16 protein-coding genes are annotated in these 20,184 nt (G+C 69.3%); 14 read left to right on the top strand and 2 right to left on the bottom strand.

The genetic code is table 11. The features are described from left to right. The first annotated feature begins 97 nt into the window (after positions 1-97). The 11 genes from ACYQ2W_RS17735 to ACYQ2W_RS17685 all read left to right on the top strand — a co-directional run bounded on the left by ACYQ2W_RS17735 (position 98) and on the right by ACYQ2W_RS17685 (position 13,228). Positions 98-2,029: a methyl-accepting chemotaxis protein gene (locus tag ACYQ2W_RS17735; protein ID WP_459870044.1), complete on the top strand. Its 1,932-nt coding sequence runs from the start codon at positions 98-100 to the stop codon at positions 2,027-2,029. A 36-nt stretch (positions 2,030-2,065) separates the two neighbouring features. After that, a complete protein-coding gene (locus ACYQ2W_RS17730) occupies positions 2,066-3,703 on the top strand; it encodes a chemotaxis protein CheW (protein ID WP_459870041.1) in 1,638 nt (545 codons plus the stop codon). Positions 3,704-3,721: 18 nt separating this feature from the next. Further along, complete coding sequence (gene cheB, locus ACYQ2W_RS17725) at positions 3,722-4,786, top strand: chemotaxis-specific protein-glutamate methyltransferase CheB (protein WP_459870038.1); 1,065 nt, start codon at positions 3,722-3,724, stop codon at positions 4,784-4,786. Between the two features lie 39 nt (positions 4,787-4,825). Continuing rightward, entirely contained in the window at positions 4,826-5,458 is a 633-nt protein-coding gene (locus tag ACYQ2W_RS17720) for a HEAT repeat domain-containing protein (protein ID WP_459870035.1), read from the top strand. Beyond that, a complete protein-coding gene (locus ACYQ2W_RS17715) occupies positions 5,455-6,345 on the top strand; it encodes a CheR family methyltransferase (protein WP_459870032.1) in 891 nt (296 codons plus the stop codon). Before ACYQ2W_RS17720 ends, ACYQ2W_RS17715 begins: the two co-directional genes overlap by 4 nt. 14 nt (positions 6,346-6,359) lie before the next feature. Beyond that, a complete protein-coding gene (locus ACYQ2W_RS17710) occupies positions 6,360-6,734 on the top strand; it encodes a response regulator (RefSeq protein ID WP_459870030.1) in 375 nt (124 codons plus the stop codon). Next, entirely contained in the window at positions 6,731-9,337 is a 2,607-nt protein-coding gene (locus ACYQ2W_RS17705; protein ID WP_459870027.1) for a chemotaxis protein CheA, read from the top strand. Before ACYQ2W_RS17710 ends, ACYQ2W_RS17705 begins: the two co-directional genes overlap by 4 nt. Then, on the top strand, positions 9,328-9,576 hold the full coding sequence (locus tag ACYQ2W_RS17700; RefSeq protein WP_459870024.1) for a hypothetical protein: 249 nt from the start codon (positions 9,328-9,330) through the stop codon (positions 9,574-9,576). Before ACYQ2W_RS17705 ends, ACYQ2W_RS17700 begins: the two co-directional genes overlap by 10 nt. Then, positions 9,573-9,944: a response regulator gene (locus ACYQ2W_RS17695; protein ID WP_459870021.1), complete on the top strand. Its 372-nt coding sequence runs from the start codon at positions 9,573-9,575 to the stop codon at positions 9,942-9,944. The genes ACYQ2W_RS17700 and ACYQ2W_RS17695 overlap by 4 nt, the downstream gene beginning before the upstream one ends. A 31-nt stretch (positions 9,945-9,975) precedes the next feature. Next, positions 9,976-11,289 carry a methyl-accepting chemotaxis protein gene (locus ACYQ2W_RS17690; protein ID WP_459870018.1) on the top strand — a complete coding sequence of 438 codons (1,314 nt, stop codon included), beginning with the start codon at positions 9,976-9,978 and terminating at the stop codon, positions 11,287-11,289. 97 nt (positions 11,290-11,386) lie between these two features. After that, positions 11,387-13,228, top strand: a complete 1,842-nt coding sequence (locus ACYQ2W_RS17685; RefSeq protein ID WP_459870015.1) for a PAS domain S-box protein — start codon at positions 11,387-11,389, stop codon at positions 13,226-13,228. 209 nt (positions 13,229-13,437) lie between these two features. Here ACYQ2W_RS17685 and hflC read toward each other — a convergent pair whose 3' ends face one another. Together hflC and hflK are read right to left on the bottom strand one after the other, a co-directional pair. Then, positions 13,438-14,418, bottom strand: coding sequence for a protease modulator HflC (gene hflC, locus ACYQ2W_RS17680; protein WP_459870012.1), 981 nt, complete (start codon positions 14,416-14,418; stop codon positions 13,438-13,440). After that, the gene (gene hflK / locus ACYQ2W_RS17675; protein WP_459870009.1) at positions 14,415-15,482 is read right to left on the bottom strand and encodes an FtsH protease activity modulator HflK; all 1,068 of its coding nucleotides are present in this window, start codon (positions 15,480-15,482) and stop codon (positions 14,415-14,417) included. Before hflK ends, hflC begins: the two co-directional genes overlap by 4 nt. A gap of 400 nt (positions 15,483-15,882) precedes the next feature. Here hflK and ACYQ2W_RS17670 point away from each other — a divergent pair, with 400 nt between their 5' ends. From ACYQ2W_RS17670 to ACYQ2W_RS17660, 3 genes are read left to right on the top strand one after another with little or no spacing between them, the layout of a single operon-like run. Then, positions 15,883-16,047, top strand: a complete 165-nt coding sequence (locus tag ACYQ2W_RS17670) for a hypothetical protein (RefSeq protein ID WP_459870006.1) — start codon at positions 15,883-15,885, stop codon at positions 16,045-16,047. 19 nt (positions 16,048-16,066) lie between these two features. Beyond that, a complete protein-coding gene (locus ACYQ2W_RS17665) occupies positions 16,067-17,251 on the top strand; it encodes an ATP-binding protein (protein WP_459870003.1) in 1,185 nt (394 codons plus the stop codon). 4 nt (positions 17,252-17,255) lie between these two features. Then, positions 17,256-19,940 (top strand): nSTAND1 domain-containing NTPase, encoded by a 2,685-nt coding sequence (locus ACYQ2W_RS17660; protein ID WP_459870000.1) that lies wholly within the window; start codon positions 17,256-17,258, stop codon positions 19,938-19,940. The last annotated feature ends 244 nt before the right edge of the window (positions 19,941-20,184 follow it).

Here is a 20,184-nt window from a genome sequence, read left to right as displayed (position 1 = left end):
TCCCCACATCCCACACGACGACCGCCGCCTATCCTCACCTTGAGCCGACGGCGCTGCGGTGGTGCGGGACATACCTTCAACGAGTGGGAGATGCGCGATGGCACTGGCAAAGACGACGAGAGCGGCCGAGCGGCCGGAGGCGGGCGCCGCGGGAGGGAGCGAGGGGGCCACCCGGCTCTCCCAGCAGCGCGAGGCCGAGGCGCAACGGCGCAAGGCGCGGACGCTGGCCAAGCAACAGCAGGCCGCGGAGCGCCTCGCCACCTCCACCACCCAGCTCTCCAGCGGAATCGCCGAGGCGGCCTCCGCGGCGGAGGAGCTGAAAAAGGCGATGGACCAGATCGCCGCCGGGGCGGAAGAGGCGTCCGGGGCGGCCCAGGAGTCGCTGGCCGGGATGAACCAGGTCAGCGGCGCCATCCGCCTGGCCTTGGAACGGGCCGATGAATCCGCCAAGAGGACCGACAGCCTGCAAGGGCTGATCGCCACCGTGAGCCGGGACATCGGTGCCTTCGTCGCCAGTGTCCGCAGTGCGGCGGAGCGCCAACGCCTGGCGGTCCACCTGGTGGGCGAGCTGGAGAAGCAGGCGGCGAGCATCGGGGAGATCGTCAAGGCGGTCGCCCGCATCGCCGACCAGACCAACCTGCTGGCCCTCAATGCCGCCATCGAGGCGGCTCGCGCCGGCAAGCACGGCAAGGGCTTCGCGGTGGTCGCCGACGAGGTGCGCACCCTGGCCGAGACCTCCGAACGCAGTGCCCAGGAGATCCAGGAGCTGGTGGCGCAGATCCAGCAGGAGGTGCGGGCCATCTCCGAACGCATCAACCAGACCGCCGAGACCGCCAGCCAGGAAGTCGAGAAGGCCCAGGCGATCACCGCCCAGCTGGAGCGGATGGGCGTCGACATCATCGAGATCAAGGGCGGCGCGGACGAAATCGGTGCGGTCAACCGGGAATCCGCCAAGGCGGCGGTCGAAGCGCAGAAGGGCTCCGAGGACATCGCCGCCGCCGCCGAGGAGCAGTCCGCGGCCTGCGAGGAGGCGGTGAAGACGGTCGCCCAGCAGGCGACCGCGTTGGCCCAGGCCGAAGCGGCGGCCCAGGACCTGAGCGCCCTCTCCGACGACCTCAAGAACAGCGCCGACGTCGCCAAGAGCGCCGAAGAGGTGGCCTCCGCCGCCGAGGAGCTCTCGGCCTCGGTCCAGGAGCTCAACAACGCCTCCGGGCAGATCATGACCGCCATCACCCAGATCAGCCGCGGCGCCCGGCAGCAGGCGAGCGCCGCCGAGCAATCCGCGGCGGCGATCGCCCAGATCGAGAAGGGGGGCGTGCTGGCGGACCAGCGCTCCGGCGTCGCCCTGGAGAAGGGCGAGGCGATGATCCGCCTGCTCGAGGAGAATCAGGAGAGCGTCGCCGCCCTGGTGGAGGGCATCAAGGCCGCCCTGGACGACACCCGCAAGGGCAACGAGCAGATCAAGGCCCTGGAGCAGGTGAGCCGGCGCATCGACAAGATCGTGGACGCGATCACCACCGTCTCCATCCAAACCAACATGCTGGCGGTCAACGGGGCGATCGAGGCGGCCCGCGCCGGGGAGTTCGGCAAGGGCTTCGTGGTGGTCTCCACCGACATCCGCAACCTGGCCCACGACTCCTCGGAAAACGCCGACCGGATCAAGGAGATGGTGAGGGAGGTGCAGGATCAGGTCGGGGTGGTGCGCCGCGACCTGGAGGAGATCGTCACGGTCACCTCCGCCGAAGTGGACAAGACCCGGGGGATCATCGCCAGCCTGCAAACCATGGGCGAGGATGCGAACGTGGTCCTGGACGGCAGCCGGGAGATCAACGGCGCGGCCGCGCAACTGGTGCAGACCGTGGTCGAGCTGAAGAAAGGGGTGGACCAGATCGCCTCGGCCGCCGCGGAGGCCGACCAGTCCTCGACCCAGGCGGCGACGGCGAGCAAGCAGCAGTCCCAGGGGGCCGAGGAGCTGGCGGCGGCCATCGAGGAGATCGCCTCCCTGGCGGACGAGCTGCAGAGTGCTTGAGCCGAACCGATCCGCCGGTAACCCAGGAGCATGGTCATGAGCATCGACAATTCGGCGGTCCCGGAGAGCTCCGGCGCGGAGGGGGCGGACGGCATCGTGGGGGAGGCGGAAGAGGGCCGCCAGTTCGTCACCTTCCGGGTCGGGGAGGAGATCTTCGCCGTACCCATGGCACCGGTCCAGGAGATCATCCGCATGCCGGAGGTGGTGCGGGTGCCGCTCAGCCCGGAGAGCCTCGAAGGGCTCGCCAATCTGCGCGGCCGGGTGTTGCCGATCGTCCGCCTCGGACGGATGTTTCACTTCCCGGAGCGGGACGACGATGACGCCACCCGGGTCCTGGTCATCCACCTCGGGATCCCCATGGGCTTCGTGGTCGATCAGGTGCTGCGGGTGATCTCGGTGGAGCCCGGACAGATCGAGGCGAGCGAAGCCGTCGAGGCGACGGTGGACTCCGAACTGCTCGACGGGGTGATCAAGGACGTGGGCGGCTATCCCATGGTGATGACCCTGCGCTTCGAACGCCTGCTCGAGAACGAGTTCGTCAATCTCGCCCGCCAGGCCGCGGCGCGGGGCGGCTTCCAGGGCGCCCGGCGGAGCGATGCGGACCGTGAGGGCGGGGATGAAGAGGAGGAAGACCGGCTGCAACTGGTGAGCTTCACCGTCGCCGACCAGGAGTACGCCATCCCCATCGAGGAGGTGCAGGAGATCGTCCAGGTCCCGGAGAACATCATCCACATCCCCAATGCCCCGCCCCACGTGCTCGGGGTGATCAACCTGCGCAACCGGCTGCTGCCCCTGGTGGGGCTGCGCCGGATCTTTTCGCTCCCCCGGGAGACCCTGGACGAGCGCAACCGCATCGTCGTCCTCACCCTGGGGGCGCGCGGCACCCGGGACGACGTCCTGGCCGTGGGCATGGTGACCGATACGGTGAGCGAGGTGCTGCGCGTGGAACGCGAGCTCGCCGAGGCGGTGCCGCCGTTGCTGGCGCGGGAGTCGGGCCTCGACGAGATCACCTCCATCTGCCGCCTGGAGGGCGGAAAACGGCTGGTTTCGGTGATCTCCGTCGAGCGCATGTTTCACCATCCGGCCCTCCGCGAGGCGACGGCGACGGCGGCTGAATTGAACGGGGAGGAGGCGATGCAAGCGCACGAGGGGGAGAGCGGCGACGAGGGGAGCGAGGACGAGCAGCAGTTCGTGGTCTTCGTGCTGACCGGCGAGGAGTTCGGGGTGCCCATCGCCTCGGTCAACGAGATCGTGCGGATCCCCGAGGAGCTCACCCGTGTGCCCAAGGCACCGCCGTTCGTCGAGGGCATCATCAACCTGCGCGGCGCGGTGCTGCCGGTGATCGACCAGCGCCGCCGCTTCGGCCTGGACGCCCTGGAGCGCAACGACCGCCAGCGGATCATGGTGTTCACCATCCGCGGGATGCGCACCGGCTTCATCGTCGATGCGGTCTCCGAGGTGCTGCGCATCCCGCGCCAGGCCATCGAGGCGGCGCCCGAGCTGTCGGACGCCCAGGCCTACCTGATCCGCCGGATCGCCAACCTGGAGCATGAGCAGCGAATGATTCAACTGCTCGACGTGGACGCCCTGCTGGACACGGAGGAGAGCCGGAACCTGCGGGAGATCCCCACCGACGAGCCGGCCCGGGGGCCCGGGGAAGCGCTCGCCTCCTGAGACGGAACCGCGGAACCGATGGCGACGATCAAGGCACTGGTGGTAGACGACTCCGCGCTGATGCGCCGGCACCTGACCCAGGTGCTGAACACGGCGGGGGGCTTCGAGGTCCGGGTCTGCCGCAACGGCGTCGAGGCGTTGCAGGAGCTGGAGGCGTTCGCGCCCGACGTGATCTCGCTCGACATCAACATGCCCGATATGGACGGGCTGACCGCGCTGAGCCGCATCATGGTGATCCGGCCGACGCCGGTGGTGATGGTCTCCTCGCTCACCCGCAAAGGGGCGCTGGCGACCCTGGAGGCCCTCGCCCTGGGCGCGGTGGACTACGTGCTCAAGCCGGGGGGGACGATCTCCCTGAGCATCCACGAGGTGCGCGCCGAGCTGGTGACCAAGCTGCGCACCGCGGCCGGAGCCAGGCTGCGCGGCCGGGGTCGCGCCCCTGCGCGGCCGGCGGCGCCCGAGCCGCGACCACCGCCGCCGCCGCGGGCCGCCGGGCGTTCGGCGCCCCCCCCCGGCCTGGTGCTGCTGGGGCTCTCCACCGGCGGGCCGCGGACCATCGAGGAGGTGTTGCCGGCGCTGCCGGCCGATTTTCCCTTCCCGATCATCGTCGCCCAGCACATGCCGGCCAGCTTCACCGCCACCTTCGCGGCCCGCCTCGACAACCTCTGCGCCCTGCGCGTGAGCGAGGTGACCCGGCCGGTGGATCTGCTCCCGGGCAACGTCTATCTCGGGCGCGGTGACGCCGACGTGGTGGTGGCCCGGCGCGGCAACGGGCTCAGCGTGCTGTCGCGCCCGGCCGACCCGGCGATGCTCTGGCATCCCTCGGTCGAGGTGCTGGTGCGCAGCGCCATGGAGTACATGGATCCCGGGGTGCTGATCGGGGTACTGATGACCGGCATGGGCTACGACGGGGCGGAGGCGATGACCGAGCTGCACCGGCGCGGCGGCAGAACCATCGCCGAAGCGGAGGCGACCGCGGTGGTCTTCGGCATGCCCGCGGAGCTGATCGCCCGCGGCGGGGCCGAAAAGGTGCTGCCGAGCGAGCGGGTCGGCGCCCAACTGCTCGACTGGGCGCGGGGTTGAGGGCGGCGTACCGATGCAATCGACGGGAGACCAGCGGCGATGGGACTACTGAAGAAGACGAACAGATCCCCGGAGCCCGCGGATTCGCGGCACCTGCCGCGGGATCTGGCGGGGCTGCTGGTGCAACTCGACGAGCCCGCCGCGCAGGCACGCCGCTGGGCCGCCCGCGATCTCGCCGAGCACCCGCAGGCCGTCGAGGCCCTGTGCCGCCGGCTGGAGCGGGAGACCGACGCCACGGTGCGCCAGGTGATCCTCACCAGCCTGATCCGCATCGGCGACCCGCCCTCGGTGCAGTGCCTGGTTCCGCTGTTGCGCAGCGACGTGACGGCACTGCGCAACGAGGTGGCGGAGGCCCTCAGGGGCATGGGGACGTCCGCCGGGCCCTACGTCGAGGGGCTGCTCCACGACCGGGATCCGGACATCCGGATCTTCGCCCTCGGCATCCTCGACGCCCTCGCCCATCCGGAGATCCGGGAGTGGCTCACCGCCGCGATCCGCCGGGAAGACCACGTCAACGTCTGTGCCGCGGCCATCGAGCTGTGTGTCGAGCTGGGGGACGCGAGCATGATTCCCGAACTGGAGGCCGCCGCCGCCCGTTTCCCGGAGGAGCCCTTCATCCGCTTCGCCGTGGACCTGGCGCTGCGCCGAATCCGCGCCAACGAGGGGCCATGACCATGACCGCACGGAATCCTTCCGCGACGGCGGTGCCCGACCCGACGGAGGGCGGCGTGACCACCATGTCCGAGGAGCACTACTTCAAGTTCCGCGAGTTCTTCTATCGCAAGACCGGGGTCTATTTCGAGGACGGAAAGCGCTATTTCGTCGATCGCCGCCTGCTGGAGCGGGTCAATGCCACCGCCAGCAGCAGCTTCAACGACTATTTTCTCCGCCTGCGTCTGGACGAGTCGGGGCGGGAGCTACAGGCCCTGGTCAATGCCCTGATGGTCAACGAGACCTATTTCTTCCGTGAGGAGTACCAGCTCGAATGCCTGGTCAACTCCATGTTGAACGAGATCGTCGCGCGCAAGCGCCGCGGGGCGCCGATCCGCATCTGGTCGGTGCCCTGCTCGTCGGGCGAGGAGCCCTATTCGCTGGCGATCTATCTGCTGGAGCACTGGCCACCGGTGGATCGCTACGACATCGAGCTGTTCGCCTCCGACATCGACACCGAGAGCGTGCTCCAGGCGGGCCGGGGGATCTACGAGCCGCGTTCGCTGCAACATCTGCCGACGGCGTTGCGCGACAAGTATTTCACCCCCCACGGCGAGGGGAGCTACCGGATCGGCGAGGCCTTGCGCGAGTCGGTGGAGTTCAGCGTGGTCAACCTGATGGACCCGCAGCAGACCCGCAACTTCCGTGAGATGGACGTGATCTTCTGCCGCAACATGCTGATCTATTTCGACGACGTCTCGCGCCGACGGGTCGCCGAGGTGTTCTTCGACGCGCTGGCGCCCGGGGGCTTCATCTGTCTCGGCCATTCGGAGTCCATGAGCCGGATCTCGCCGCTCTTCCAGGTGCGCAGGTTTGCCGACGCGATCGTCTATCAGAGGCCGCTTTGATGCCGGAGGGTGTGATGAAAAAAGTGCTGGTCATCGACGACGCCGCGACGGTGCGCCTGTACTACCGCCAGGTGCTGAGCGAGGAGCGCTTCGAGGTGGCGGAGGCGATCAACGGCCTGGAGGGACTGGAGAAGGCCCTGGCCGGCGGCTTCGACCTCTTCGTGGTCGACGTCAACATGCCGAAGATGGACGGCTATGCGTTCATCCAGCATGTGCGGCGCGAGCCGGCGCTGCAGGGCACGCCCGCCATCATGATCAGCACCGAGGCGCAGGAGCGCGATGCGACCCTGGCCTATGCGGCCGGCGCCAACTGCTATCTGGTCAAGCCGGTACGCCCCGAGACCCTGACGCTCTATGCGCGCCTCATGACGGGGGATAGACGCACGTGAACCCGCTCCTGGCCGAGTTCGTCAAGGAGGCCCGTGACCTGCTCGAGCAGGCGACCGAGGACCTGCTGCTGCTGGAGCGCGATCCCGAATCCGCCGAGGTGCTCAACCGGATCTTCCGCTCGGTACATACCGTCAAGGGGGCCTCGGGGCTGTTCGAGTCCGCGGCGCCGCTGACCGGTGTGGCGCACGCCGCCGAGGATCTGCTCGACGCGGCGCGGGAGCAGGAGGTGCGGATCGACGCGACGCACGTCGACCTGCTGCTCCAGGCGCTGGACCTGCTGGCCCGGTGGATCGACGTCCTGGAGCGGACCGGGGAGCTGCCGACGGACGCCGAAGAGCGCGGCGGTGAGCTGGCCGGGAGCCTGCGCGTGGCGCGCGGGGAGGAGAGTGCGGACGCCGCGCCCGAAGCGGGGGCCGCGGTCGGTTTCGAGCCGGCCTGGCTGAGCAGGATCGGGGAACAGGCGCGGATGGAGCTCTACCACCGGGCGATCCGTCGCGGGCTGTCGCTGGTGGCGGTGCGCTACCGGCCGGACCCCGAGTGTTTCTACCGCGGCGACGACCCGCTCCTCACCGTCCGCCAGGTGCCCCACCTGGTGGCCCTCGACATCACCGGCCGCGAGGCGTGGCCGGCGCTGGACGAGCTGGACCCGTACCGCTGCGAGTTGGATCTGCTGCTGCTCAGCTACGCCCCGCCCGAAGAGCTGGAGCACCTCCTGCGCTACGTCGGCAGCGAATGTGTGCTGGGGGTCTTCCCGCCGATTCACCTGGCGCTCCCGGCGGGGTCGCCGCTGGAGGTGCCCGCGGAGTCGACGAGCGCCGCCGAGCGCTGCCTCGACGCGGCCGACTGGCCCGGCCTGCGCAGCGAGTTGGAGCGGCTGAGCGCCGGCGTCGACGCGGGCTCGCACTACGCCTCGGCGCTGCGCTGGTGTGCGCTCGTTCTCGACACCCCGGAGCCGCCGCCGGACCCGCTGCGCCTGCTGCTGGGGGTGGCCGGCAGCGGCGAGACGCCCCAGTGGCGGGCACTGGCCCCGCTCGCGGCGGGACGCCGGCCGGACGCCGCCGCGCCGCTCGTCGTCGCCCCCCGGGAACGGGAGGCCGCCCTCGCCATCGTCGAGGCACAGCTGCGGGTGCTCGAAATCCCCCACGACGGGGAGCGCTGGGAGGGGCTGCTCCGCGGGGTGTATGGAACGCTGCGCAACCTGCTCGACTACCTGGCACGGGATGAGGACCTGGAGGCGTTGGAAGAGGCGCTGGAGCGCGCGCTGGAGCTGCGCAACGCGGACCCGCTGCGCGACGGACTCGGCCGGTTGCTCGGCGCGCTTCGCCAGGAGGACGGCGCCCGCGACGACGGCACCCGTGACGACGGCGCCCGTGACGACGGTACAGGGGGCAAGACGGACGCGGCCGGGGGCAAGGCGCCGCCCAAGGCGCTGCGCATCGATCAGGCCAGGATCGATCGCCTGATGGAGCTGATCGGCGAGGCGGTGGTGGCGAAGAACGGCCTGCCGTTCCTGGCCAGGCGCGCCGAGACCCTGTTCGGTGCCCGCGAGCTGGCGCGCGAGATCAAGGATCACTACGGCGTGATCCACCGCATCGTCCAGGAGATGCAGGAGTCGATCATGCAGGTGCGCATGCTCCCGGTCTCCCAGGTCTTCCAGCGCCTGCCCCGGCTGGTGCGCGATCTGTCGCGCAAGCAGGGAAAACAGATCGCCCTGCACCTGGAGGGGGAGGAGACCGAGGCCGACAAGAACATCCTGGAACAGCTCTCCGAGCCGATGATCCACCTCATCCGCAACGCGGTGGATCACGGCATCGAGCCGCCCGCGGAGCGCGCCGCCGCGGGCAAGCCCGAGGAGGGCATGATCGCCCTGCGGGCGAGCCACGAAGGCGAGTCGGTGACGATCACGATCGAGGACGACGGCCACGGCATCGACCCGGAGCGGATCAAGCTCAAGGCCCTCGCCCGTGGCCTGGCGAGCGAGGCGGAACTGGCCGCGATGCCCGACCAGGAGGCGATCCGCTTGATCTTCCATCCCGGACTGTCCACCGCGGAGCAGGTCTCCGACATCTCCGGGCGGGGCGTCGGCATGGACGTGGTCCGCGCCACCATCGAAGGGCTCGGCGGGCGGGTGGAGCTGGGCAGCGAGCCCGGCCGGGGAACCCGCATCCGCCTGGACCTGCCCATGAGCATGGCGGTCACCCGCGTGCTCGCCTCGCGGGTCGGCGGCCAGCTGTTTGGCATCCCGATGGAGCAGGTGCAGGAGACGGTGCGCGTGCCGCCCGCGGCGATCACCCGGATCAAGGCGCGGGACGCCTTCGTGCTGCGCGACCACATCGTCCCGCTGGTGCGCCTGCGCGCCCTGCTGAAGCTGCCCGTGGCGGAGGCGGACGACGACGGCCGTGGACTCGCCGTGGTGGTGATGCAGGTGGCGGGCGAGGCCCTGGGGGTGGTGGTCGACGATCTGGACGAGAGTGTCGAGATCATCCTCCGCCCCCTCGAGGGGGTGATCGCCGGGATCGGAGGGTACTCGGGGACGGCCCTTCTGGGGGACGGCCGAGTCATGCTGGTGTTGAACCTTGAGGAGTTGCTCTCATGCCACTGAGCTATGACGAACAGACCATCTCCATCGAAGGCGTGTGCGGTGTCGAAGAGGCCGAATCCCTGTTGGAGTGGCTCAACGCCCACCCCGACGGCGCGATCGACCTGTTGCGCTGCGAGCACATCCACTCGGCCCCGCTCCAGGTCCTGCTGGCGGCCCGGCCGCCCATCGTCGCGGCGCCCGGGGATGAATTTCTCGCCCGCTGGCTGCTGCCGCTGTTCAAGGCAAGGAGGGAGACATGAAGACCATTCTCATCGTCGACGACTCTTCGACCATTCTGATGAGCCTGGGCGGGATCCTGGGCAAGGCGGGATTCCAGGTGGAGACCGCCGGCTCCGGGGTGGCGGCGATCGACCGGCTCAACACCGGTCTCAAGCCGCAATTGATCATCACCGACATCAACATGCCGCGGATGGACGGGATCGAGCTGATCAGGAATGTACGCCGCATGGGCGCGTTCCGCTTCCTGCCCATCCTGGTGCTGACCACCGAGTCGCAGCAGAAGAAGCGCGACGAGGCCAAGGCGGCGGGGGCCACCGGCTGGCTGGTCAAGCCGGTGGGCGGCAGCGAGCTGCTGCCGGTGATCAAACAGGTGCTGCCGGGCGCATGAGGCCCGCGGTCGGCGATTCGAGGAGCCCGAGATGAGCGATCACCGCCCCTTGCCCACGGAACGCGGCGCGAGCGCCTCCGCCGCCACCGTCGCCGGGTGCTCCGATCTGGTCGCCGCGTGGCGGCGCCATGTCCTCTATTCCGCGCTGGTCTCCGCCGCGGTGTTGTGGGTCTGCACCCTGCTGTTTATCGACCTCGGCGACGCCATCGCCGGGTCCCTCGGCATCCCCGCGCGCCTGGTCCACGCCACTGCGGTCGCTCTGGTGGCGTTCGTCGGCGTCTACGCCACCTTCCGCGCTGCCCGCCTCGGATCGCGCTCGACCCTGCGCCGAGCGGAGCGCTACACCGAGGACCTTCAGGCCGCCATCGCCCGCCAGCGGAGCGGGCTGGAGGCCGTCGAGGCCCATCTCGGCCGGGGCGCACGGCTGCTGGAACTGTTTCGTGCCAGCCTCGGCGAGGTCAACGGCCTCTCCGAAGAGGCGGCCGTCAGCACCATGGAGCGCCTGAGCGGCCTGGACGGGCAAGCCCGGCAATTGATGGACTATCTCCTCAGCGCCGACACCCGCAGCGGCGACATGCAGTCCGAGCTGGCCGAGACCACCGAGCTGTTGACGCGTCTATCCGGTTTCGTCGATCTGCTGCCGCAACGCATGGCCGCGGACCGCGCCCACCTGCGCGATCTGATCGCCAACGTGGAAGAGTTGGGGCAGACCACCGCGGTGATCAAGGAGATCAGCGACCAGACCTCCCTGCTGGCCCTGAATGCCGCCATCGAGGCGGCCCGGGCCGGGGAGCAGGGGCGCGGCTTCTCGGTGGTGGCCGACGAGGTGCGGGCCCTGGCCGAACGGGCGCGTGGGGCGACCGAACAGGTCGACACCGGGCTCGCCAAGGTGCGCGACATCATCAACAGCCATTTCGGCCGGGAGGCGGACGCGGAGACCGCGCAGGAGCAGGAGCAGACCCGCAAGCTCGGCGCCGCGGTCCATCGGCTGCAGGGCAACAATCAGGAGCTGAAGGCGTTCTACGAGACCATGCTCCAGGCGGTCACCGATTACAACCGCGAGCTGGCGGAGCGGATCATGGAGGCCCTGGGCAACCTTCAGACCCAGGATGTGGTGCGCCAGAAACTGGACCGGATGAGCGACGCGATGGGCCGTTGGGAAGCGGTGAGCGGCGCCCTGGCACGCGGGCTCGCCGGGGACGGGACGGCCCTCGACGAGGCGGCACGGGCCGAGCCCCGCATGATCGAGGAGTACCAGGCCAAGGAGGCGGAGCATGCCCATCCGCGGGGTGGCGACCTCCGCACCGCGGGGCGGGGGGCGCCGCCGAAGATCGAACTGTTCTGAACCGTGGACGACGCCCCGGGAGAGACGAAGGGATGAATCACATGTACCACCCGAGCACGCTCGACGCCGCCGTGGCGCGCGAGACCGCGGACCGGCGATGACCGCCCCGCGCCCGCCCCTGCGGCCACCCCCTGCCGACGCACCGTCCGACCCCGATCGCGGCAGCAGGGATGAGCTGGACGAGCTTCGCCGGCGAACGCACGAACTCGACCGTTCGCGCCTGGCGTTGTTGAGCTTCCCGGAGGAGCGGCAGGCGAACCGCGAGGCGCTGATCCGGGCCAACCGGGAGTGGCGGACGGTCTTCGACAAGCTGGACGACGCCCTGTTCGTCCACGACCGGGAGTACCGGGTGTTGCTGGCCAACCGCACCTATCTGGAGTGGGCCGGATTGCCCGAGGAGCAGGTCCTCGGCGAGGTCTATTGGCACGTCTTTCCCCGGGACGCCGGTCCCCATTGGCTGTGCAAGCAGCTGGTCGACGGGGAGTCGACCGATGTCCACGACGACATGGTGCTCCCCGACGGGAAGATCCTGCGGCTGAGCCATTTCGCCCTGCCGGGGAGCGGCGCGCAGGATGCGCTCTTCATGCACATCCTGGAGGACATCACCGACCACAGCCTGGCCCAACAGGCACTGGAGCAGAGCGAGGCACGCTTCCGCGGCATCGCCGAATCGGTGCGCGACGCCATCGTGATGATCGACGAAGAGGACCGGGTGCTCGAATGGAATCCCGCGGCGGAGCGGCTCTTCGGCTACTCCGCCGGCGAGGCCCTGGGTGCCGACCTGCGTCGCCTCATCGTCCCCGAGCGCCTGCGCCAGGCAGACGAACGGCCCCGCGGTTTCGAATCGTTCCTGAGCACCGGCCAAGGCCCCATCGTCGGCTCCGTCCAGGAGGTGATGGCGCTGTGCAAGGACGGAAGCGAGCTGAGCGTCGAGCTGTCGGTCGCGCCCGTCGAGGGGAACTCGGGAAGGCATTGCGTGGGGGTGGCGCGGGATATCACCGAGCGCCGGGCCATCCAACGGCGACTGGCGGAGGGGGAGAAACGGCTGCGCCACATCGTCACGTCGCTCGGCGACGGGGTCGTCGTGCTGGATGCGAACGGGACGGCGCTGTTCGCCAACCCGGCGGCGCTCGCCCTGCTCGGGCGCCCCGAGGAGGAGGTGATCGGCCGGCAGACGGGGTTGCCGCTGGCGATCGGCAACGGTGCGGGGATCGAGATCCTGCGCCCCGGAGGGGGCGCCGTATGGGTGGAGGCCCAGGTGGTCGAGAGTCGCTGGGAGGAGCATTCCGCCTACGTCATGAGTCTCCACGACATGTCCCAGCACGTGCAGCTGGAGCGTCACCGGCGCTACGCGAACCAACGTCTGCAGGAGGCCTTGGAGAGCACCATCGGCGCGATCGCCCTGGCCCTGGAGAAACGCGACCCCTACACCGCCGGCCATCAGCAGCGGGTCTCCACCCTCTCGGTGGCGATCGCCACGACCCTCGGCCTGGAGCCGGAGCGGATCGAGGGTATTCGCCTCGGCGCCATGATCCACGATATCGGCAAGATCTATATCCCCTCGGAGATCCTCAACCGCCCGGGGCGCCTGGACCCGCGGGAGTTCGAGCTGATCAAGAGCCACCCCGAAGTCGGCTACGACATCATCAAGGGCATCGTCTTCCCCTGGCCGGTGGCGGACATGATCCTCCAGCACCACGAGCGCCTCGACGGCAGCGGCTATCCGCATGGCCTGGAGGGCGAAGCCATCTCCCTGGAGGCGCGCATCTTGACCGTCGCCGACGTGGTCGAAGCGATCACCTCCCACCGCCCCTACCGCCCCGCGCTCGGGATCGAGGTCGCCATCGGCGAGATCGATGCGCATCGGGGCCAGTGGTTCCAGAACGACATCGTCGACGCCTGCATCGCGCTATTCGTCGAGCAGGGGTTCTGCTTCTGAAAAACCGTAGGTTGGGTTGAGGCTCCGGGCATCCTGCCCGTTCGCCAAATAAGCACATCCCTGTGCAAAAGCGGGAGCGAAGCCCAACACGCCGTCGCCGGACTCTCCGCGCCGCACTCCTCATGCACGCCTGTTGGGCTTCGCTACGCTCAACCCAACCTACAAGCCTCGATCCCCTCAACCCGACGGACTACTAACCGCGGCGGAGCTCATCGGCCGCTCATGGCGGGCGCGGCCTCCTGCGGCTCCATCGCCTTGAGGAAGCGGAACAGCTCGCTGTCGGTGGAGAGCACCAGGGTGGTGTTGGCGGCGATGATCGACTTGTAGGCCTGCAGGGTGCGGGTGAAGGCGTAGAAGGCCACCGCCTCGGGGCTCTGATTGTAGGCGCGGGCGTAGATCGCGGTGGCCTTGGCGTCGGCCTGGCCGCGGATCTCCTCCACCCGGCGGTAGGCCTCGGACTGGATCTTGTCCAGGTCGCGCACCCGGTTGCCGCGGATCCGCGCCGCCTCGCCGTTGCCCTCGGAGAGGAAGCGCTCGGCGATCTGGCGCCGCTCGCTGATCATCCGGTCGTAGATCTTCGGGCGCACGCTCTGGTTGTAGTTGATGCGCTTGAAGCGGATGTCGAGCAGCTCGATGCCGAACACCCGCACCTTCTCGGCGGCGGCGGCGAAGATCTCCCGCTCCACCTCCTTGCGCCCCTTCTGGATCGGCACCAGCGCGCCCACCTCGCGCTCCGCGTCGGTGAGCAGCGCGTCGCGCAGCGGCACCCGGTCCTTGGTGGTGCGGATCAGCTCGATCAGCTCGTGCTTGGCCACCGCGTTGCGGGTCTCGCTGCCGAGTATGTCGTCGAGGCGCGACTGGGCGCTGCGCTCGTCGCGCAGGCGCAGGAAGTACTGCAGGGGATCGGTGATGCGCCAGCGGGCGAACAGGTCGACCGAGATGTAGAGCTTGTCCTTGGTCGGCATGTCGGAGGGGTTGCCGTCCCATTCGAGCACCCGCTTGTCGATCGGGTTGATCTCCTGGATGAACGGCACCTTCAGCTTCAGCCCGGCGCTGGTCACCGGCTCGCCCACCGGCTTGCCGAACTGGGTGATGATCACCTGCTCCACCTCGCTCACCGTGTAGATGGAACTGGCCAGGAGGTAGAGGCCGACGGCCGCCACCGCCAGGAGTGCAATGGACTTGTTCATGGCTTGGCCCCTCCGGAGCGGTCGAGATTGAGCAGCGGCAGCAGGCCGCGCATCCGTTCGTCGACGATGATCTTCGAGCGGATCCCCGGCAGCACCGCCTGCAGGGTCTCGAGGTAGATGCGCCGGCGGGTCACCTCCGGCGCCTTGGTGTACTCCGCCAGCAGGGCGTCGAAGCGGGCGGCGTCGCCCTCCGCCTCGTTGATCCGCTTGAGGCGGTAGCCGTCGGCCTCGCGGATGCGCTGGTCCTTCTCGCCCTCGGCCAGCGGGATCACCTTGTTGTAGTCGCGCCGCGCCTCGTTGATCAGCTTCTCCTTCTCCTGCTGGGCCTGGTTGACCTCGTTGAACGAGGCCTGCACCGGCTCCGGCGGGTTGATGTTCTTCAGCTGCACCTGGTCGATGCTGATGCCCATGGCGTACTTGGTCGCCAGCGCCTGCATCTTGGTCAGCGCCTCGTTCTCGATCTCCTGGCGGCCGATGGTGATCACCTCGTCGACGGTGCGGTCGCCGACCACCTCGCGCATCACCGACTCGGAGACGTAGCGCAGCGTCGCGCCCGGCTCGCGCACCTCGAAGAGGAACTTGACCGGGTCGGAGATGCGGTACTGCACCACCCACTCGACCAGCGCGGCGTTGAGATCGCCGGTCACCATCTCGGTCTCGCGCCGGCCGTCGCGGGGACTCTGGTGGGGGTCGCGGGCGCCGGGGGTGGAGAAGCCGAACTCCTGCTTGAGCTGGCGCTTGACCGGCACGATGGTCGCCCGGTCGATGCCCAGCGGGAGCTTGAAGTGGAGCCCCGGCGGCACCTCGCTGAGGTATTTGCCGAAGCGCTGGACCACCGCGACCGAGTCGCTGGGGACGGTGTAGTAGGCGGTCCACGCGCCGAGAGCGGCGAGGGCGAGGAGCGCCAGGGGGAGCGCCCCGGGCAGCGGGCCGCGCGGTCGGCCGTGGGGCAGGAGCCGATGGAGCAGGTCCGGCCCGTGGCGGAACAGGTCGTCGAGGTTCGGACCGGGCCCGGAGCCGCCGCCCCGTGGTCCTTCGCCGTCGTTGCCTTTCTGTGTCGGCATCGGTGTGCTCTCCGTTTTTTTTGGGGGGGGTAGGTTGTGCCGGACGCCGGGGATGACGGAGACAAGCGGGGTCGCGCGGAAGCATCAGCGCGACCGAAGCCAGGATGAGCGGCGGGGCCGAGGCGGTCTGTGCGGCGTCGCACAGACCGTGGAAGGGTGACGAGGGGCAAGGAGCCTGTCGGACGACGGATGAACCCGCCGCGAAAGCGGGATGACGTGATCTCGGACAAGGACATGAATGCTCGGCTTGCAAGCCGGGGCACCGACAACGCGCTTCCACCCCCTTCTTCGTGTCCAAAATAATCGGGTCCCACGTGCCTACCTCGTTCGCCGGATACACCGACAAGGGTGCTGTGGCCGCGATTCGCGAGCGGTTGCGCAGGAACGAGGTGACGCCGTGATGAACGTGATGGACATCGGCAGTTTCCGCGCCGTAATCAAGTACGACCCCGAAAGAGCCTCAATCAATGGGGGGCGGAGGCGCTGGATCAGGCCGCGCATCGCTGACGGAGCGATGGAAATGGATTTCTCGCCTGATGGCGAGTATTTTTGCTCATCATGTTGAGTAATTTGTAATCCCCAATATGTTCCACCGTCCTCAACTCGCCACCCTGACCGACCGTCTCCGCCAGCCGCGGCGCTTCCTCCAGATTCTCGCCGGGCCGCGCCAGGTGGGCAAAACCACCCTCGCCCGGCAGGCGATGGCGCGCTTCGGAAAGCAGGCGCACTACGCCAGCGCCGACCTCCCCGCCGCGCCGGAACCGGGCTGGGTCGAACAGCAGTGGCGCATCGCCCGCATGTTGGCCGGCCAGGGACCGGCGCTGCTGGTGCTGGACGAGGTGCAGAAGGTCCCGCGCTGGTCGGAGAGCGTCAAACGGCTTTGGGACGAGGACGGCTTCGACGACCGCCCGTTGCAGGTGGTGTTGCCGGGCTCCTCCCAGTTCCTCATGCAGCAGGGGCTGACCGAGAGCCTCGCCGGCCGTTTCGAACTCATCCGCCTCCCCCATTGGTCCTACACGGAGATGAACGAGGCGTTCGGCTGGGACGTCGAGCGCTACGTCTATTTCGGCGGCTACCCCGGAGCGGCCGCCCTGGTGGAGGATGAATTCCGCTGGCGCAGCTACGTCCTGGACTCGATCATCGAGCCGACCCTCTCCCGCGACGTCCTGCAGTTGGCGCGCATCGACAAGCCCGCCCTGCTGCGCCGCCTCTTCGTCCTCGGCTGCGCCTACTCCGGCCAGATCCTCTCCTATCAGAAGATGGTCGGGCTGCTCCAGGACGTCGGCAACACCACCACCCTCGCCCACTATCTGACCCTGCTGGGCAGTGCCTGGATGCTCACCGGGCTGGACAAATTCGCCGGCGAGCGGGTGCGCAGCCGTGCCGCCAGCCCGAAGCTGCTGGCCCTCGATACGGCGCTGCTCTCTTCCCAGCTCGCCACGGGATTTGACGCCGCCCGCGGTGACCGCGAGTTGTGGGGGCGACTGGTCGAATCCGCCGTGGGGGCGCACCTGTTCAACAGCGCGCCGCCGGGAATGGAGATCAGCTACTGGCGGGAGCGCAACCTGGAAGTGGATTTCGTACTGCGCCAGGGGGAGAAGGTCGTTGGGATCGAAATGAAGAGCGGTCGCAACAAGGGCGCGCTGATCGGGCTGGAGCGCTTCACGGCCGATTTCAAGGCACGTCCCGGCCTGGTGGTAGGAACCGAAGGCATCCCACTGGAGGTTTTCTTGGGAGTGGGTGCGGAAGAGTGGCTGGAAGGGGCGTAGTCCGATGACCACCATTTATCTCTCCTCCACCTACGAGGACCTGAAAGAGCATCGCGCGGCCGTGTTTGACGCCCTGCGCCGGTCGGGCTACCAGGTCATCGCCATGGAGGACGACGTCGCCCGCGACGACCGGCCGCTGCGGGCCTGCCTGGCGGACGTGGAGCGCGCCGACCTCTACGTGGGCCTGTTCGCCTTTCGCTACGGCTACATCCCGCCCGTGGAGCACGGCAACCCGCAGGGCCGCTCCATCACCGAACTGGAGTTCCGCCACGCCGACGCCGCGCCGAACACCCGCTGCCTGCTCTTTCTCCTCGACGAACAGGCGCCCTGGCCGAGCGGGTTCAACGACAGTTGGACCGGCGAAGGAGAACAGGGGGAGCGAATCCGGCGGCTGCGCGAGGAGCTGGCCCGCGACAAGATGGCGAGCTTCTTCTCCTCGCCCCACGAGCTGGCCAGCCAGGTCCAGGCGGCGGTCAGTCGGTATCTCGCTTCGCGGGCACCACCGGCCGGTCAGCCGGTGGAACCGGTCGAGGCGGTTACCTGGGATGTGGCCGAGCGGGGCTCGCCCTACCCCGGGTTGATGCGCTTCACCCGCCGCTACGCTCCGGTCTTCTTCGGCCGCGAGGTGGAGGTCCGCGAGCTGCTCGACCGGCTCTCTCTGCCCGAGGGGCGCTTCGTCATCGTCAGCGGGGATTCGGGCAGCGGCAAGTCCTCCCTGGTGGAGGCCGGGGTGCTGCCCCGGCTGGAGGAGGGGGAGCGCTCGCTGCGCGGCGTGCGCATGGTCCCGAGCGGCGGCGAAGACCCCTTCGACGCCCTGCTGCGGGCCCTGCATCCCCGGGCCGAGCGGGCGGGGCTCGACGGCTACCGGCTCGGGCGGGAGCTGGCCGCCGGGCGGGCGGAACCGGTGGAGGTCCTGGGGAAGATCCTGGGGCGGGGAGCGGAGAGGGAGGCGTTGCTCCTGTTCGTGGACCAGATGGAGGAGCTCTTCACCGCCGAGCGGCGCGACGCGCCCCTCATCGGGCGCTTCCTCGCCGCGCTCCACGAGGCGAGCCAGACCCTGCCGCTGCGGATACTCGCCACCATCCGCGGCGACCTGCTGCATCACTGCTACGCCTATCCGGAGATGCTCGCGGTGCTCAGGGGGCCCGGCCACTACCCACTGGGGCGGGCGGCACCCCACATGCTCCATGAGATGATCGTCCGTCCCGCCCGCTGCGCTGGCATCCGGGTGCCCGAGGCCCTGGCCCGCCGGCTGACCGAGGAGGTGGGGCCGGAGCCCGGCAATCTGCCGCTGCTCGCCTTCGTCCTGGAGCGGCTGTTCGAGCGGCGAACGGACGATGGCCTCTCCGAGGCGGCCTACCGGGCCATGGGGGGCCTGGTTGGCGCTATCGCCGAGCACGTGAAGGAGGTGGAGCGCGCCCTGGCGAAGGCGCTGGAGCTGGACCCGGAGCGGCTGGAGGCGCGGCTCGCCGGCCTGTTCGAGGGCCTGGTCCAGATGGACACCGAGGGGCTGCCGACCCGCCGCCGGGTGCGCCGGACGGACCTCCCAGAACCACAGGCCCCGGTGGTCGAGGCACTCATCCAGGCCCGGCTCCTGGCCGTGGAGGGCGAGGGCGCCGAATGTGCCCTCTCGGTTGCCCACGAGCGCCTGTTCCAGGCGTGGCCGGCCCTCGCCCGCTGGGTGGACGAGCACCAGGAGGCGCTGCGCCTGCTGCGCCAGGGCAAGCTGGACGCCGCCGAGTGGCAGCGCCAGGGCCGCGATCTGGTCTACCTGTGGCACACCGACCGCCTGCGGCGTTTGCAGACGGCGATCGAGGACCTGCCGGAAGCGCGCGCGGGCGCGGAGCTGCGCGCCTTCGCCTGGCCCCAGCCGCTCCTGGTCCGCCTGCTGGACGACCCGCAACTGGATCACGAGAGCCGAGACAGCATCGGCCGCCGTCTGGCGGCCCTGGGCGATTTCCGCCCCGGCGTGGGGGTGGGGGAGGAGGGCACCCCGGAGGTCGACTGGGTGGAGATCCCCGGTGGCGAGGTGGAGCTGGAGGGTGGGGCCGGCAAGGCGTCGGTCGCGCCCTTTCGCATCTCCCGCTACCTGGTGACCAACGCCCAGTTTCAGGCCTTCGTCGATGCCGCGGATGGCTACGCCAAGGCGGAGTGGTGGCGGGAAATGCCCGAGGAGGCCAGAAATGGTCCCGGGAAACCCAGCTGGTCTGAGCCCAACCGCCCGCGGGAGAGTGTCTCCTGGTACGAGGCGGTGGCCTTCTGCCGCTGGCTCTCCCGGCGCCTTGGCTTTGAGGTGCGGCTGCCGACCGAGTACGAGTGGCAACAGGCGGCCACCGGTGGCGACCCGAAGAATGCCTATCCCTGGGGAGGGGAGTGGGATGCGCGTTGCTGCAACACGTCGGAGAGCGGGCTCAACCGGACGGTTGCGGTCGGGCTCTACCCGGCCGGGGCAACCACCCGGGGCGTGCTTGATATGGCCGGCAACGTCTGGGAATGGTGTCTGAACAAGCGCGGAAAGAAGCCAGGGGAGGTCACGGTCGATGGCTCGGGCGAGTCTCGCGTGTTGCGCGGCGGCTCCTGGATCGCCATTCAGGTCAACGCGCGCGCGGGCTTCCCCTTCTCCTACCGCCCGGACGGCCGTATCGACAGTATCGGGTTTCGTGTGGTGTTTGCGTCTTTCATTCGCTGAGCGCCGGTCCGCTGTCCACTGGACACGGTCTTGCTGTTTAACGAACGCTCCAGCGTCCCGTGACCGATGTCGGTAGTGCAACTCGCGACGCTGGAGCGTCGCAGGCTGCGTTCCCACGCTGGAGTGCGGGAACGATCAATGTAGGAGCGGCCCCGAGGCCGCGATGGCGCCGTTGACGAGACTCTCGCAAGCGAGGGTCGAAGTGGAGGTGGCGGGGGGGGGCTCCAACCGCCCGAGGCGTTTC

Source organism: Endothiovibrio diazotrophicus (assembly GCF_054657215.1).
The sequence above is the reverse complement of the archived record's forward strand: the minus strand, read 5'-3'. Positions and strand labels throughout refer to the sequence as shown.

Bases quoted from the DNA above. Each gene is read 5' to 3' on its own strand.
- ACYQ2W_RS17735 (WP_459870044.1), top strand. From the start codon at position 98: ATGGCACTGGCAAAGACGACGAGAGCGGCCGAGCGGCCGGAGGCGGGC.
- ACYQ2W_RS17730 (WP_459870041.1), top strand. From the start codon at position 2,066: ATGAGCATCGACAATTCGGCGGTCCCGGAGAGCTCCGGCGCGGAGGGG.
- cheB (WP_459870038.1), top strand. From the start codon at position 3,722: ATGGCGACGATCAAGGCACTGGTGGTAGACGACTCCGCGCTGATGCGC.
- ACYQ2W_RS17720 (WP_459870035.1), top strand. From the start codon at position 4,826: ATGGGACTACTGAAGAAGACGAACAGATCCCCGGAGCCCGCGGATTCG.
- ACYQ2W_RS17715 (WP_459870032.1), top strand. From the start codon at position 5,455: ATGACCATGACCGCACGGAATCCTTCCGCGACGGCGGTGCCCGACCCG.
- ACYQ2W_RS17710 (WP_459870030.1), top strand. From the start codon at position 6,360: ATGAAAAAAGTGCTGGTCATCGACGACGCCGCGACGGTGCGCCTGTAC.
- ACYQ2W_RS17700 (WP_459870024.1), top strand. From the start codon at position 9,328: ATGCCACTGAGCTATGACGAACAGACCATCTCCATCGAAGGCGTGTGC.
- ACYQ2W_RS17695 (WP_459870021.1), top strand. From the start codon at position 9,573: ATGAAGACCATTCTCATCGTCGACGACTCTTCGACCATTCTGATGAGC.
- ACYQ2W_RS17690 (WP_459870018.1), top strand. From the start codon at position 9,976: ATGAGCGATCACCGCCCCTTGCCCACGGAACGCGGCGCGAGCGCCTCC.
- ACYQ2W_RS17685 (WP_459870015.1), top strand. From the start codon at position 11,387: ATGACCGCCCCGCGCCCGCCCCTGCGGCCACCCCCTGCCGACGCACCG.
- hflC (WP_459870012.1), bottom strand. From the start codon at position 14,418: ATGAACAAGTCCATTGCACTCCTGGCGGTGGCGGCCGTCGGCCTCTAC.
- hflK (WP_459870009.1), bottom strand. From the start codon at position 15,482: ATGCCGACACAGAAAGGCAACGACGGCGAAGGACCACGGGGCGGCGGC.
- ACYQ2W_RS17670 (WP_459870006.1), top strand. From the start codon at position 15,883: ATGAACGTGATGGACATCGGCAGTTTCCGCGCCGTAATCAAGTACGAC.
- ACYQ2W_RS17665 (WP_459870003.1), top strand. From the start codon at position 16,067: ATGTTCCACCGTCCTCAACTCGCCACCCTGACCGACCGTCTCCGCCAG.
- ACYQ2W_RS17660 (WP_459870000.1), top strand. From the start codon at position 17,256: ATGACCACCATTTATCTCTCCTCCACCTACGAGGACCTGAAAGAGCAT.